This window comes from Neobacillus niacini (assembly GCF_031457145.1).
Taxonomy (GTDB): Bacteria; Bacillota; Bacilli; order Bacillales; family Cytobacillaceae; genus Neobacillus; species Neobacillus niacini_J.
In genome coordinates this window covers 445,310-459,171 of record NZ_JAVDVZ010000002.1, presented here as the reverse complement: position 1 = coordinate 459,171, position 13,862 = coordinate 445,310, and the positions used below count along the sequence as shown (strand labels likewise).

19 protein-coding genes are annotated in these 13,862 nt (G+C 35.8%); 13 read left to right on the top strand and 6 right to left on the bottom strand.

Features of this window, described 5'->3' with window-relative positions; all coding sequences use genetic code 11:
* Positions 1-54: 54 nt before the first annotated feature.
* Positions 55-519, top strand: a complete 465-nt coding sequence (locus J2Y03_RS07030) for a DUF420 domain-containing protein (RefSeq protein WP_310192268.1) — start codon at positions 55-57, stop codon at positions 517-519.
* Between the two features lie 82 nt (positions 520-601).
* Positions 602-1,774, top strand: coding sequence for a GNAT family N-acetyltransferase (locus tag J2Y03_RS07025; protein ID WP_310192265.1), 1,173 nt, complete (start codon positions 602-604; stop codon positions 1,772-1,774).
* 42 nt (positions 1,775-1,816) lie between these two features.
* Here J2Y03_RS07025 and J2Y03_RS07020 read toward each other — a convergent pair whose 3' ends face one another.
* Positions 1,817-2,176, bottom strand: coding sequence for a YugN family protein (locus tag J2Y03_RS07020; RefSeq protein WP_132085861.1), 360 nt, complete (start codon positions 2,174-2,176; stop codon positions 1,817-1,819).
* 189 nt (positions 2,177-2,365) lie between these two features.
* On the opposite strand from J2Y03_RS07020, the gene J2Y03_RS07015 reads away from it, so the two are divergent.
* Together J2Y03_RS07015 and J2Y03_RS07010 are read left to right on the top strand one after the other, a co-directional pair.
* A complete protein-coding gene (locus J2Y03_RS07015; protein ID WP_310192262.1) occupies positions 2,366-2,800 on the top strand; it encodes a CBS domain-containing protein in 435 nt (144 codons plus the stop codon).
* 471 nt (positions 2,801-3,271) lie between these two features.
* Positions 3,272-4,225, top strand: coding sequence for a CAP domain-containing protein (locus J2Y03_RS07010; RefSeq protein ID WP_310192260.1), 954 nt, complete (start codon positions 3,272-3,274; stop codon positions 4,223-4,225).
* Positions 4,226-4,238: 13 nt separating this feature from the next.
* Here the strand turns inward: J2Y03_RS07010 and J2Y03_RS07005 are convergent, their stop codons facing one another.
* Together J2Y03_RS07005 and J2Y03_RS07000 are read right to left on the bottom strand one after the other, a co-directional pair.
* Positions 4,239-4,631 (bottom strand): hypothetical protein, encoded by a 393-nt coding sequence (locus tag J2Y03_RS07005; RefSeq protein WP_310192258.1) that lies wholly within the window; start codon positions 4,629-4,631, stop codon positions 4,239-4,241.
* A 12-nt stretch (positions 4,632-4,643) separates the two neighbouring features.
* Positions 4,644-5,132, bottom strand: coding sequence for a PaaI family thioesterase (locus J2Y03_RS07000; RefSeq protein ID WP_132085869.1), 489 nt, complete (start codon positions 5,130-5,132; stop codon positions 4,644-4,646).
* 138 nt (positions 5,133-5,270) lie between these two features.
* Between J2Y03_RS07000 and J2Y03_RS06995 the strand changes: the two genes are divergently transcribed.
* The 5 genes from J2Y03_RS06995 (at position 5,271) to J2Y03_RS06975 (ending at position 7,349) form a co-directional block, all read left to right on the top strand.
* Positions 5,271-5,672 (top strand): YlbD family protein, encoded by a 402-nt coding sequence (locus J2Y03_RS06995; RefSeq protein ID WP_132085871.1) that lies wholly within the window; start codon positions 5,271-5,273, stop codon positions 5,670-5,672.
* Positions 5,673-5,689: 17 nt separating this feature from the next.
* Positions 5,690-5,929, top strand: a complete 240-nt coding sequence (locus J2Y03_RS06990; protein WP_310192254.1) for a YlbE-like family protein — start codon at positions 5,690-5,692, stop codon at positions 5,927-5,929.
* Positions 5,930-6,049: 120 nt separating this feature from the next.
* A complete protein-coding gene (locus J2Y03_RS06985; protein WP_310192253.1) occupies positions 6,050-6,409 on the top strand; it encodes a hypothetical protein in 360 nt (119 codons plus the stop codon).
* Positions 6,410-6,464: 55 nt separating this feature from the next.
* Positions 6,465-6,908, top strand: coding sequence for a YlbF/YmcA family competence regulator (locus J2Y03_RS06980; protein WP_310192251.1), 444 nt, complete (start codon positions 6,465-6,467; stop codon positions 6,906-6,908).
* A gap of 165 nt (positions 6,909-7,073) precedes the next feature.
* On the top strand, positions 7,074-7,349 hold the full coding sequence (locus J2Y03_RS06975) for a YlbG family protein (protein ID WP_132085879.1): 276 nt from the start codon (positions 7,074-7,076) through the stop codon (positions 7,347-7,349).
* 33 nt (positions 7,350-7,382) lie between these two features.
* On the opposite strand, the gene J2Y03_RS06970 is transcribed toward J2Y03_RS06975, so the two are convergent.
* Positions 7,383-7,772: a DUF7147 family protein gene (locus J2Y03_RS06970; protein ID WP_310192249.1), complete on the bottom strand. Its 390-nt coding sequence runs from the start codon at positions 7,770-7,772 to the stop codon at positions 7,383-7,385.
* Positions 7,773-8,138: 366 nt separating this feature from the next.
* On the opposite strand from J2Y03_RS06970, the gene rsmD reads away from it, so the two are divergent.
* Entirely contained in the window at positions 8,139-8,699 is a 561-nt protein-coding gene (rsmD, locus tag J2Y03_RS06965; RefSeq protein WP_310192246.1) for a 16S rRNA (guanine(966)-N(2))-methyltransferase RsmD, read from the top strand.
* A gap of 13 nt (positions 8,700-8,712) precedes the next feature.
* Positions 8,713-9,195: a pantetheine-phosphate adenylyltransferase gene (gene coaD, locus J2Y03_RS06960; RefSeq protein WP_132085886.1), complete on the top strand. Its 483-nt coding sequence runs from the start codon at positions 8,713-8,715 to the stop codon at positions 9,193-9,195.
* A 39-nt stretch (positions 9,196-9,234) separates the two neighbouring features.
* On the opposite strand, the gene ylbJ is transcribed toward coaD, so the two are convergent.
* Positions 9,235-10,452 (bottom strand): sporulation integral membrane protein YlbJ, encoded by a 1,218-nt coding sequence (gene ylbJ / locus J2Y03_RS06955; protein WP_310192243.1) that lies wholly within the window; start codon positions 10,450-10,452, stop codon positions 9,235-9,237.
* 214 nt (positions 10,453-10,666) lie between these two features.
* On the opposite strand from ylbJ, the gene J2Y03_RS06950 reads away from it, so the two are divergent.
* Positions 10,667-11,446, top strand: coding sequence for a patatin-like phospholipase family protein (locus J2Y03_RS06950; protein WP_310192240.1), 780 nt, complete (start codon positions 10,667-10,669; stop codon positions 11,444-11,446).
* 7 nt (positions 11,447-11,453) lie between these two features.
* Positions 11,454-12,473, top strand: coding sequence for a SepM family pheromone-processing serine protease (locus J2Y03_RS06945; protein WP_132085892.1), 1,020 nt, complete (start codon positions 11,454-11,456; stop codon positions 12,471-12,473).
* Between the two features lie 29 nt (positions 12,474-12,502).
* Here J2Y03_RS06945 and J2Y03_RS06940 read toward each other — a convergent pair whose 3' ends face one another.
* Positions 12,503-13,717 (bottom strand): nucleotidyltransferase, encoded by a 1,215-nt coding sequence (locus J2Y03_RS06940; protein ID WP_310192236.1) that lies wholly within the window; start codon positions 13,715-13,717, stop codon positions 12,503-12,505.
* Between the last annotated feature and the right edge of the window lie 145 nt (positions 13,718-13,862).

Sequence of the window (13,862 nt, the reverse complement as noted above, 5' to 3'; positions counted from 1 at the left end):
AATGCATGAACTAATCTAAAATTATTTTAGAATATATAAAAAGTGAGGCTAATTATGAATTCCCTACCGATTTTACCGACTATTAGTACGACCTTTATCGTTTTAAGTGCTGTAATGGTTGCAATAGGCTGGTGGCTGATTACACAAAGGAAAATAGAAGCACATAAAAAGGCGATGTTTACTGCTGCAATATTTGCACTTATTTTCTTTATTATCTATGCGTCAAGAACAATTTTTATCGGAAATACTGCTTTTGGTGGACCAGATCATCTAAAAGTATATTACACTGTGTTTTTAGTTTTTCATATCACCCTAGCCACCACTGGCGCAATTTTTGGAATTGTGACGCTATATACTGGATATAAGAATAATTTAACCAAACATAGGAAACTTGGTCCGATTACGAGTATTATTTGGTTTTTTACCGCTATCACAGGTGTCGCTGTATATTTATTATTGTACGTGTTTTTTAGTGGCGGAGAAACTACCTCTGTTATTAAAGCTATTTTAGGTTTTTAAAGTGTCTTAATAGGCACTTTTTTGTTTTTTTAAAAGGAATTTATGTTGTTTGGTAGAAATACATTAAAGGGGGAGTGATGGTGTGAAGATAAAAGAGCTTAATGAAAAGGATTATTTAGAATCATTGAAGCTTTCAATGTACGCTTTTCAATATAAAATACCCGAAGAAAGCATAGCTTCTAAAGTTGAAATTTTAAAAAGTCATAGAGTAATAGGGGCTTGGGAGGAGAATAATCTTGCAGCAAAGCTACATATTATTCCTTTCCATATCTATGTCAATGGACAAGAGTGGAAAATGGGTGGTGTGGCAGGTGTAGCGACCTATCCTGAATATAGAAGAAATGGTTACGTAAAAAAGTTAATTATTCATGCACTAGAAAGTATGCGAAATGAGGAACAAATAGTTTCATTATTACATCCTTTTAATATTGGGTTTTACCGAAAATTTGGTTGGGAAGTATTTACAGAAAACAAAAAGCTTTTTATAGAGAAAAAAGATCTAAAATTTTTAGAGGCACAGCCTGGTACTATTAAAAGGTTTACAAAAGAAAGTCATCATCCTGATATTGAAAAAGTCTATTCTGAGTTTGGTCATAATTATACGGGAATGCTAGTCAGGGACTTGAAGTGGTGGAAGAACAGCATTTATGGTGATGGACAGATTGCTGTTTATTACAGTGATAATAATGAAGCGTTAGGTTATGTATTATATGAGGTAAAAGACGGAAATATGGATGTTCAAGAGTTTGTAACGGTTTCTAAAGAAGCAAGGTATGGATTGTGGAATTTTATTTGTCAGCATGACTCTATGGTGGAAAATGTTAGTATTTTGACTTCTAACCACGAACTATTACCATTTATTTTGCATCAGCCTAAAGTCAAAATGGAGGTAACCCCATATTTTATGGCACGAATTGTTGATGCAGAGCAATGTTTAGAAAAATATCAGTTTAATGATATTTCTAAAAAAATATTCCTACATCTCGAGGATGAATATGCACCATGGAACAATGGAAGTTATTTAATTGGGAATGGAGAAGTGAAGGTTTATAAAGAAAAGCCAGGGAGCACTTGCGTACAGCCTCCTCAAAGAGGATTTAGGTTAGATATAAATACATTGACTGCGTTGGTATTTGGCTACAAACGACCCTCAGAATTGTATGAATTAGGTTATATCAAGGGTCAAAAATCAGAAATTTCAGTTTTAGAAGAATTATTCCCACAATCCAAGCCATATTTTTATGATTTCTTTTAGAATAAAAACGACACATGATTGTTCCATGCGTCGTTTTTTGTTTTATAATGCGAATTTTTCTACTTCTGATTTTACTTCATCGATAATTTTCTTACATTGGTTTACTAGAGAAGTTGGGAAGTTCTCCCCTTCGCCATATTCTACTCCATGAGGGTAATAATGCTTCCCTAACAAAGGTGTCAATAACTGAATGACTGCTTTATTAGAATCAACATTCCCTTCAATTGCGTGGCCGCGAAGACGTAAGTAAAATACCCCTTCTTTCAATTCAAACTTACGGTCATATGTAACGCGCTCATAATCCCATTGACCTTCTCGCACTAAACCGTACTCAAGCATAACATCATCTAGACGGTTTAAATCAGCTTTCATCTTTTCTAAGCCAGTATTCTCGAATTTCATAAATAGTCCCTCCTAGAAACAATGCCTTTCCCCTTTGTTTGTAACTTGACAGGATAGCAAATTAATTCAATTTAATAATAGTTGAAAATGTTTAAACTTGCAATGAATACCTCAACGAATATATGATTCCTTTTTGGTAACCATAAGTAAATGTTAAGAAATATCTTATGCACAATTGGGGGCGAAAAGGTGGAAAAGATTAGGGATATTATGACAGATAATGTTGAGTGTTGTTCTTTGTTGGATAATGTTTTTGAAGTTGCGGTAAAAATGAAAGAGTTAAATGTAGGAGCCATACCAATTGTCGACCAGGATAAACTTGTTGGTATGATCACTGACCGTGATATTGTTGTAAGAGGTGTTGCTGAAAAACATCCGGGCTCTACAAAAGTGGAAGACATCATGAGCAGTAAACTTGTTACCATTTCTGCTGACGCAACGACTAAAGAAGCAGCTAATTTAATGGCTGAACAACAAATCCGCCGGCTTCCTGTAGTAGAGGGAGATAAATTAATTGGAATTGTTTCTCTTGGAGACTTTGCGATAAGAAAATTGACGGATGATCAGGCAAAAGAAGCACTCACTGAAATTTCTGAGCAAAATTACAATGGGGTACAACATTAATATAGGCTCCTTTCTTAAACTTTGTTGCTTTTTGGAATAAAATTTAATGATTGTGCTAAGTTTCCGAAAAAAATGAATAATTTAATAAGAAAAGAGCCAGCAATCCAAATTAGTAAGAGCCAAAATAACTATTTCCACGTTAAAATCGGCTTTAGGATTTTAACAATAATCATTTAGAAAACAGCCTTAATAAATCAAAATGGATACATCATATGGTGTATCTGTTTTTTTGCATAAATTTTATTTTTCTGACAAACTAGATTAATCTCTATTACTATCAAAGATAATGGTGATATAATTATTAATGCATGACATATACTGAAATAAAAGTAATAGAGAGGGTGAATACATCTGCGTACTCTCTTCAGAATCCTCATCCTAGCGTCTATTTTCGTGACAATTGGTTTTTATGTTAGCATAAATGAAAATGGAGATAATGAAGTTTTATTAACTGACGAACCTACATTAGAAATGAATAAATTATTATATCAAAATCAGGGAAATGGTTTACAGGAGGAACCATCCACTGAACCACCAAACAGCGGTATCGGATTATTAATTGGTAAAGATCTCGCTTATTTAAAAGGGACACTAGGTGAACCACAAAGAATTGATGAATCCTTATATGGCTATCAATGGTATATATATAATACTGACTACGCTCGTTATGTTCAGGTTGGGGTAGAGAACAACAAAATCGTGACAGTATATGCAATAGGTGAAAATGTTGATGTCTCGCCTTTTAAACTTGGACAGCCAATTGAGGAAATCTTTAATTCACATCTAATTGCTACAAATATAGATATTGAATTTAAGGGGAATACTTATCGGTTTGAATTAAATGATACAGATTTAAATATTCGTCCATTAATTAAATTGGGAGATGTTTATGTCCAATTACATATTGATAAGTTTACCGGAAGTTTATCAAGCGTCCGCTTTTTGAATGATGAAATTTTAATTAAGCAGCGCCCCTATGAACTAGTCTATAGCGGGGAATTAATTGGACCTGCTGAACCAAGTGAAGAGATGTGGAACTTGATTGAAGAAGGGACAGCGAAGGAAATACTGGATATTACCAACATTATGCGACTAAGGCATAATGTAAAGACACTAATATGGGACGAGGGGACTTCAGAGGTTGCATATGGTCATAGTAAGGATATGTCTGATAGCGATGACTTTTCTCATACTTCAAAGAAATTTGGCAGTCTTTCTGATAGACTAGAAGCCGCAAATGTGGACTATAAGTCTGCCAGTGAGAATATTGCGGCTAATTATACCGATGGCCCAGCGGTGGCAGAGGGATGGTTAAATAGTAAAGGGCATCGAGAGTCACTTTTAAATGAGGAATTCACCCACTTAGGGGTAGGTGTATATCAAAAGTATTATACACAAAACTTTATTCGTAAATCTGACGACTAAAAAAGGTGACAAATTAGTCACCTTTTTCATTTTTTTTATTCTTTTGTATTACTTCATACTCAGTAAAATGAAAATGTTTACCTTCCCAACACCCAAATATACGAATAATCTCTCCAATCGAAAAGGTATCTATCTTCGTATTATTTCGAATTGGGCTTATTTTTTTCGCACTTATTACTTTTGATTTTGTTTGAAGCTTAAGTTCATTTACAAGGATATATCGATGATAATAATAACGCTGTTTCTCGTGGTGGATACTTTTAATTTCACCTGTTAGTACGGCTTCTTTTTTGACTTCTGCTGTTGCCAGCCATTTGCTATCATTTAGTTTCATTTCTTTTCTAGTTATCCAATAGAAGTATAGGCAAATAATAGGTATAACAACTGCGGTAACCATTTTGGTCATTCTCCTCTAGACCTATTTTTGAATGATGAAAAATGTCCCTGTTGCATAAGCTATTTTTTTTCCATCTGAACGGTAAGCTTCTCCTGATATTACAACCGTCTTACTGCCATGATGAATGATTTCTGCCTTACAACGAAGGCTGTCACCTATACCTGGAGCTATGTAATGTATATTTAATTGATTTGTTACTGCTCCATATCCTTCAGGAAGAATGGCATTTATTGCTGTTCCCATTGTTGTATCAAGAATAGTGGCAGTAATCCCGCCATGAACAATAGCCAAAGAATTATTCCATACATCATTTAGTGGAACAGTGATTTCACAGGTCTTCTTATCCCTATCGATTTTTCTCTCCATATGGAGTAATCCATCAATATATTGGGTATACTCTTTATCGATTTTCTTCTGAAATCCTTCTAATACATGTACAAGGGCAGTTAAATCTACTTCGGACCCTTTCTCAATACAATTATCTAATAATTGATGTAGTCTGTCTTTCATCCTTATCCCTCTCTCATTTCTAATCTGAAGACATCTTACCATTAAAAAAATAATTTTTACAGCAACTAGGATTTTCACAATTTTTAATTTTGCACATATCGTATAATAGGCATTTGAGTTAGGCAGGGGTGAAGTGTTATGCAAAAAAATTTACATCCTTCCGTGATTAAGTTTAAAGAGTTTGTGAAAAATAACCCGGCGCTAATTAAGGAAGTACGAAATGGAAATTCAACCTGGCAGGAATTATATGAGGATTGGTACCTGCTCGGTGAAGAGGATAATCGTTGGAATACAATCGGTGTAACAACTACAAGTTCTAGTACAGAACCAGAAGAAGAGAAAAAAGGAGATTGGGTATCAACCATCCTTGGAACCGTCCAAAAGATGGATCCGAATCAGATTCATCACTATATAAATAATTTGAGTCAGGCGCTAGGGGCTATTCAGGGGGTCATTTCCCAATTTCAAGGAGGTCAACCTAAACAGGGAACACGATTAAAAATCGAACATAAACATCCGTTTTCATTTCGTAAAGATTAACAGAAGGGAACTTTTTCATGAGAAGAGATGTACTGGAGTATATAAATAGCCATAAAGAATTAAAAAAATTTATCCGAGAACAGCCGCTTTGGTATCGAAAGCTATCGAGGAACCCTTATGATTTGCAGACATTAGAAATTGAATCGCTGCACTATTTTAAGAAAACAATTCCACACAGGGTGGAGAAATTTACAAATAATATCCAAATGGCCTCCACGATGTTTTACATGCTGCAATCATTGAAAGACCAAAATTAACAGAGGCTCTTTTCTTAAACTAAAAAGCCTTAACGAACGACCACATTGAATGTGGTCGTTTTCCGTTTAGAGTAAAAAAATTAAACAAGGCAAACAATACAATTAAAAGGAGTGATAGTATTGAAAAAGTTAATCAGAGTCATCCTCTTATCTATCTTCATAGTGGGAATCATGTCTGGATTTAATCAATATACAAACCAAAACCCTACATTATTTGTACAATCTAAAGTAAAATCCAATAATGTATTTGTAGAATGTATATTAACTGGAATCAGCTTTCGGGAATCCGACCAAAAGGTTCAGAAAGTAGGGAAGGTTATTATTTGGTTGGATGGGAAAAGAACCCAAGAAGTTAATACAGCAGCATTTATCATTAAAAATCTCCCACCTGGTAGACATGAGGTAAAGCTTGAAGTGGTAGACTTAAAAAACGTATCATACGGCTTAACAAATGAGTTCTTGGTAAATATCCCTAAGTAAGGTTATTTCACATTCAGTATCATTCATGTTAAAATGTGAATGGAGGTGGGCGTGAATGATTGCTACATCAGAGAGAGTTGAACTAGTAGAATACGCAGAAAGCTTAGCACAAATGGTATTAGAATCGGATATTGTGGAACAATATCAGATTTGTCTATATAAAATGCAGAATAACAAGGAAACGCAAGCGAAAATTAGCCGTTTTGTAAAACTCAAAGAGCTTTACGAAGAGGTACAGCGTTTTGGTAAGTACCACCCTGACTATAAAAAGGTAATGAGTCAAATCCGGGAATACAAACGTGCTATGGATTTAGATCCACACGTTGCTGAATTCAAACTAGCAGAAACTGACCTGCAATATTTGCTGGATGAAATTAGCATGTATGTCGGTGGAGCAGTTTCAAAAAACATTAAGGTTCCTTCGGGAAACCCATTTTTTGATAATGGATCTCACGGTTCAGGCTGTGGCGGCGGAGGAAGCTGCGGGTGCTCTGCTTAAAAGATTGGCTTAATTAAACATTAAGCCTTTTTTTCTTACCTTTTTAGCACATACATTAAATTTTGTTCCAAGAAGCAACAAAGTATAGGCAAAGAGCCATTGATAAAGAGTGTTTTTATATGCTAGACTGATTAAAATGATGGTTTATTGAAGGGGAAAAAAAGTATGTTCGTTCAAAGGCAAGGTTTGGTTGTTTGGCTCTATTCCTTAAAGCAAGCAAAAATGTTAAGACGGTTTGGAAATGTTCATTATGTTTCAAAAAAATTAAAATATGTTGTACTGTATTGTAATCAAGATGAACTTGAAGTGGTAATGGAAAAAATAAATTCCTTCTCTTTTGTTAAGAAAGTGGAACCGTCATATAAACCTTTCTTAAAGATGGAATTTGAAAATTCAGCACCAGATAAAGCAAAAGAATATGATTATAAGATGGGAATATAAAAAGCCTCAGCGCCGGATGGCACTGAAGCTTTTTTAATGCAATGGTTTAATATAATGATTTAGTCTTAAGATAGCTATCAAATGTTGAAAGTATAATTCTTTTTCATGAAAGATTATTGATGGTTTAACAGATAGTTGAATAATTTCCTTGCCAAGCACATCTGCTGTCTGCTGGAATAAATCATATCTTTTATTTGGAGTAAAGTTTGGATTCGGAATCCCTTCACGGCAGATATAAAGTGCTTGAAATTTTCCAGGATCGGTAAGCTGTAAAACTACTGCTAGTGATGTCACTTGCTTTTCATTCAATACCGTATGAAAGGCCATCATATGAAGAAGCCTGTGTTGATTGGCTTTTGTTAATTCAACTAACTCATATATATCCGAATATCCTTCACCTAGTTCGATAAAGCGCTGTATCAAATATAACTCTCCTTTGCCTAATCATTCATTCCATACTTTATCATACTTTAGGACTTCTTGCTTCACAAAAAAGAAAAAAACCCTGCAGACATAATCTGCAGGGTCCTTCTACATCCTTATTAAGGATAGAAGGCAAAGGGAGAGGAGAAACCGGAGGAAGAACTTATGGGGAAACGTAAGTCTTCTCCGCGGTTGGCAACAACATCCTCGAATTGATGTTGTTAGTTATATTATCTCCACAACTAGAGAGCTTATACGTATCTAAATTATTTTTTTGCAAAATAAACAGGCGAGTTGGCTAGTTTACTCAATTATGATAGGATAATGTTGTTAAAAAGATTTTTTGAAAAATTGTGGTGATAAATAGTGAGAGTTGTTTCAGGTGTTTGTAAAGGACGTGCGTTAAAAGCGGTTCCAGGAAATACAACCAGACCAACAACTGATAAAGTAAAGGAAGCTTTATTCAATATGATTGGACCCTATTTTGACGGTGGAGCGGGACTCGACCTTTTCGCTGGCAGTGGTGGGTTAGGACTGGAAGCGTTAAGCAGGGGTTTAGATAAAGTGATTTTTGTCGACCGGGATGTAAAAGCAATTCAAACGATTCATGAGAATATTCAAGCTTGTAAAATGGAGCAAAAGGCCGAAGTATATCGAAACGATGCAGACAGAGCATTAAAAGCGCTAATCAAAAGGGAAATTTGTTTTGACTACATATTTTTAGACCCGCCGTATAAAAAGCAGCAGTTAATAAGCCTTATGCAAAAAATATCAGAGAACAGGTTATTAAATAATGACGGATATGTTATCTGCGAACACGGACATGATGTTGAATTACCAGAAACAGCAGGGGAATTTTCACAATATAAACATGAAAAGTATGGAATCATTGCGATAACGATTTATTCGCGTGTTAGTGAGGAATAAGGGGGAGTCTTTCATGGCTAGTATTGCCGTTTGTCCAGGGAGTTTTGATCCAATCACATATGGTCATTTAGATATCATCACAAGAGGCGCAAAGGTATTTGATATGTTGTATGTAAGCGTTATGAATAATTCATCAAAAAATCCACTCTTTAGTGTGGAGGAGCGAATAAATCTAATAAAAGAAGTAACTAAGAATCTTCCAAATGTTAAAGTGGATGAACATTCTGGACTCCTTGTTGATTATGCCAAGTCTGTTAATGCGAATGCCATTATTCGTGGCTTACGTGCAGTTTCAGACTTTGAATATGAAATGCAAATTACCTCTATGAATAGAGTTCTAAATGATGAAATTGAAACCTTCTTTATCATGACAAACAGCCAATATTCATTCTTAAGCTCTAGTATTGTTAAGGAAGTATCCAAGTACAATGGCAAAATATCATCACTTGTACCGCCAATAGTCGAAGTAGCATTAAATAAAAAATTTAATCGGTAACAACGAAAAAAGCCTTGGTCTGCAAGGCTTTTTTTGAACCTAATGACTCTTCCGTAATCGGCTATAAAGTAAGAGCGCATAAATGCTAAGAGAAAAAATCGTAAACAGTGGACCCCATTCCAATAATTTATAAAAGTAAACATGGAGAAGTGTACCTTCTTCAAAGAAACTGACAGGGATTGCATTGGATGGCTGCTCTGTTTGATAAAACCGGATGTAGATTGGTTTCCATAAAATGAACGCAAAAAGGCTCGCGAATAAGCCTTGCATAATTCTTGCAAAAAAGAAAGGTTTAAAACGAATATCAGTCTGGGCTAGAATACTAGCAACCTGTGCTTGAACACTAAAACCGCTAAAACCTAGGATAAAACTGGTAATAATCGCTTGCTGAAGGAGAGTAGCATCCTGAACCCCGCTAGTTAAATCGCTCCCAAGTGTTATTTCGAATAAACCAGAGATAAATGGGATGCTAAGCATATCAGGGAATGAAAGTGATGAAAGAAGAATATCAAAAACTTTTGCGAGTGCAGCTGTAATATGTAGATGAAAAAGAAGCTTGTTAATCACTGAAAACAAAATAATAAATCCGCCAACCATTAGCAAAGTTTGAATGGAAGAATTTACAGCATCACCAAGAAGTTTGCCAATCGGGCGTTTGTCTTTTATTCTTGTTTGGTGCAAGGCAGATAAGGCTGTCCTTAGAATAAATGTACCGTGCTTGTCCTTCTTTTTATCAGGGGTTTCCTTACCATAAAACCGCATTATAATACCCACACAAATATTTCCTAAATAATGGGCTAAGGCTAATATTACGCCTAAATGCGGGTTATGGAAAAACCCAACGGATACAGCACCGAAGATAAACAACGGATTGGAGGAGTTCGTAAAGGAAACGAGTCTTTCTGCTTCGATTTGAGTCAACTGACCTTCCTGGCGAAGTCTTGCTGTCAGTTTGGCACCAGCTGGAAACCCAGAGGCCATTCCCATTGCCCAAACAAATCCCCCGACACCAGGAACTTTAAATAGGGGTCTCATGAATGGCTCCAATAACACACCAATAAATTTGACAACGCCAAAACCAATTAACATTTCAGATACGATAAAAAAGGGTAACAAGGAAGGGAAAACAATTTCCCACCACATATTTAGCCCGCGGATAGAGGCATCAAATGACTCCTTAGGAAAAGAAATCAAGGAACCAGCTAAAATAATCGCACACATAGATAAAAATATTGTTTTAAATTTGGATCGGACCAATGCATAGCCTCCTTCTCGAGGGTTTTGTTATACTGTATAAAAAAATAATGTTAAAATAAGGATATTCATTCTCGATTTTTGATTTGACTTGTACCCATATAACACAAATATACTCATAGAACGCTAATTTAGACCATAAGATTGAACGAGATTTCTCCTAACATATATTGCTTATCATCATAATGCTTATAGCTTATGAAAAGGAGGGGACGGTATGGAGAAGCCTAAAATAGGATTAGCGCTTGGCTCTGGTGGTGCAAGGGGGTTTGCCCATTTAGGGGTAATTAAGGTTTTAAAAGAAGCGGGAATTCCCATAGATATCATCGCCGGCAGCAGTATGGGAGCACTTGTAGGCAGCTTCTATGGAGCGGGTATTGAAATGGAGCGTTTATATAAATTATCAACTGCCTTTAAAAGGAAATATTTTTTGGATTTTACGGTTCCTAAAATGGGGTTTATTGCTGGGAAACGAGTGAAGGATTTCATTAGGGTATTTACACATGGTAAAAATATCGAAGAACTATCGATTCCATTAGGAATAGTCGCAACTGACTTACTTACAGGCGAAAAGGTTGTTTTCAAACATGGTCCTGTTGCAGAGGCTGTTAGAGCAAGCATTGCTATTCCAGGAATTTTTGTCCCTGAAAAATATAATGGGAGAGTCTTAGTGGATGGTGGAGTGTCAGATAGAGTACCAGTATCCGTTGCAAAAGAAATGGGAGCAGATATTGTAATCGCTGTTGACGTATCCAGAGTAAAACGAAATGCAGAAATTACCTCCATATACGATGTCATTATGCAAAGTATTGATATCATGCAAACAGAAATTATTAATAATCGGGAGATTGCTTCAGATATCATGATTCGTCCGCCTGTTGAGGTATATAGCTCCCGTGCATTTACAAATATTCAAGAAATTATCTCACTTGGAGAAGATGAAACTAAGAAACAAATAGAACAAATTAAAAATGTTATAGAGGGATGGAAGGGGTAAAGGTTCGATGAGGAGAAAATTATTTGTAGGTACTTCCATTGTTATAACATTGATGATGATCGCGGGAGTATTTTTTTCATTACCTTATTATGTTTCAAAGCCGGGTATAGCGAAAGAATTAGCCCCCATCATTCAGGTTAATGGTGGCAGTGAAGGTAAGGGCAGTTTTATGTTGACAACTGTTAGAATGGGAAGAGCCAATATCTATTCTTATGTGGAGGCTAAGCTGTTTGATTATGTTGAACTCTACCCTTTAGAGGCAATCCTGCACGAAACAGAAACACAGGAAGAATATAATGCTAGGCAGCTTCATATGATGGCAGGCTCGAAGCTGAATGCTATTGAAGTAGCATATAAAAATGCTGGGTATCCAGTTGAATACGAATACAAAGGGGTCTACGTTGTTCAGGTAGTACCTGATATGCCAGCAGAAGGAAAACTTCAGTCTGGTGACCGGATTATTAAAGTTGATGGACAAAAATTTGCCTCCTCAGAAAATTTTATTGATTATGTTGGCAAGAAAAAGGCTGGCGATCAAATTGAGTTATCGGTTATTAGAAAAGATAAAACCAAAACAGAAAAAATAACGGTTCAGCCTTTTAAAGAGGATCCAAAAAAGGTTGGGATTGGGATTTCTTTGGTGGATGATAAGGAAATCATTGTGAATCCAAAAGTTACTGTTAAAACCGACGAAATTGGAGGACCTTCTGCTGGATTGATGTTCTCATTAGAAATCTATGATCAGTTAATGGAAGAGGATTTTACGAAGGGCTACAAAATTGCAGGAACTGGGACGATTGATTCAGAAGGAACAGTTGGACCCATCGGGGGAATAGACCAAAAAATTGTTGCTGCCGACAAGGCGGGAGCAGAAATCTTTTTTGCCCCTAATGAAAAAGGGAGCAAAGATTCCAATTACAACCTTGCCGTGAAGACAGCCCGCGATATTGATTCAAAAATAAAGATTGTTCCAGTTGATGTAATCGATGATGCAATTAATTATTTACAGAAATTACCGATGAAATAAAAAGATGGTGCCGATAGGCATCATCTTTTTTACTTTATAAAAATAGGTGGTTGTTTAAATTCTTGATTTAAAAGTCTATCCCTGGCCTGATTTCTTAATCCAAAGGAATATATCCGTGAAGCCTTAATATCCAGATAAATACCGTTTTCCTTATATGCTGATAATTTAGAAATGAGCGGAAGAGTAAATTGGGATTTATATTTATTTAAGTACTCTTTTCCATTCCCTGTCATCCCTAACAGTCGTAAATAAGAAGCCCTTTCGATTGTACTTTTCATCTCTGCTTTTTTTGTATTGGTTAAGATATGTAGACATATCCTTTGCAGCCTCGTCCAAGTATAGCGTTTTGTTTTAATTTTTTGCATAAATTCGTTAAAGTTAGCGGCGTCTAGTGCAGCAGCGATTAATCGGTGCTCAATTCCTTCTTCTACCTCGTAAATTTCTCTTAGCTCTTCTACACTGCAATGAAGCAGGCGAAAGCGTAGATAACTCCAATAATTTTCCCATTCATGAAAATTCCCATAGTCATCTAGATACTCTCTAAGGAGTCGGTCTGTGGCGTCTGGGACATATTGTTTAATGGAGCTATTATTTTCCTTCGAAGCGAAGAGTGCTTTCCTTATGCTTGTCGCACTGGCAATCGTTTCTGTCGCAAAATGTTCATCATGATAATCAGCATTTTTTCTTTTTACCGTTAACGGAATCATTGTGCTTTTTTGATGTTTTATAGCTTTTACATAATGAAACCCAAGGATATTATTTGGTTTATCTAAACTTACAAGATTTTCGGGACTTGACAATGACTGAAAAGACAACGATAATGCTTTAGGGAAACTAACACCTGTTTTGATATTCATTTTAATATTTTCATCAAACTGATCTTTATGCTTATCCAAATAGTCAACTGTTTGTGAGAAGGATGATATATCACCGCTTTCGCTGCCGAAGCAAAGTGAGTGACACCCAATTGCATCTAGAATAGAGACAGCACCATTAGCGAAAGTCTCTGCCTTTTGTGTAGCAAATTGATAGGGTAGTTCAAGAACAATATCCACACCATTAAGGAGTGCCATCTTAGTTCGATACCATTTAGAAACAAGTGCAGGTTCGCCGCGTTGAAGGAAATTTCCGCTCATAACGGCAACAACTAAATCAGCTTCAGCTGTTCCTTTTGCTACTTGTAGATGATAGGCGTGTCCATTATGGAAAGGGTTGTATTCGACAATTACACCAACAGCTCTCATTAAAAATATCTCCTTAATTGTTAGAATCTCAAGTTAATTTAACAGTAATCGTATTATAGCAAAAATTTCCATAATAAGATAATTGTTCACGATATATTTTTGCTGCGATTGTAATCTGATTTAACTGGGTAAACTAATGTGAAGA

Coding starts and splice junctions, on each gene's coding strand:
- J2Y03_RS07005 (WP_310192258.1), bottom strand. CDS start 4,631: ATGACCAAAATGGTTACCGCAGTTGTTATACCTATTATTTGCCTATAC.
- J2Y03_RS07030 (WP_310192268.1), top strand. CDS start 55: ATGAATTCCCTACCGATTTTACCGACTATTAGTACGACCTTTATCGTT.
- J2Y03_RS07000 (WP_132085869.1), bottom strand. CDS start 5,132: ATGAAAGACAGACTACATCAATTATTAGATAATTGTATTGAGAAAGGG.
- J2Y03_RS07010 (WP_310192260.1), top strand. CDS start 3,272: ATGAATAAATTATTATATCAAAATCAGGGAAATGGTTTACAGGAGGAA.
- J2Y03_RS06975 (WP_132085879.1), top strand. CDS start 7,074: ATGTTCGTTCAAAGGCAAGGTTTGGTTGTTTGGCTCTATTCCTTAAAG.
- J2Y03_RS06950 (WP_310192240.1), top strand. CDS start 10,667: ATGGAGAAGCCTAAAATAGGATTAGCGCTTGGCTCTGGTGGTGCAAGG.
- J2Y03_RS06990 (WP_310192254.1), top strand. CDS start 5,690: ATGAGAAGAGATGTACTGGAGTATATAAATAGCCATAAAGAATTAAAA.
- coaD (WP_132085886.1), top strand. CDS start 8,713: ATGGCTAGTATTGCCGTTTGTCCAGGGAGTTTTGATCCAATCACATAT.
- J2Y03_RS06940 (WP_310192236.1), bottom strand. CDS start 13,717: ATGAGAGCTGTTGGTGTAATTGTCGAATACAACCCTTTCCATAATGGA.
- J2Y03_RS06945 (WP_132085892.1), top strand. CDS start 11,454: ATGAGGAGAAAATTATTTGTAGGTACTTCCATTGTTATAACATTGATG.
- J2Y03_RS06995 (WP_132085871.1), top strand. CDS start 5,271: ATGCAAAAAAATTTACATCCTTCCGTGATTAAGTTTAAAGAGTTTGTG.
- J2Y03_RS07020 (WP_132085861.1), bottom strand. CDS start 2,176: ATGAAATTCGAGAATACTGGCTTAGAAAAGATGAAAGCTGATTTAAAC.
- J2Y03_RS06980 (WP_310192251.1), top strand. CDS start 6,465: ATGATTGCTACATCAGAGAGAGTTGAACTAGTAGAATACGCAGAAAGC.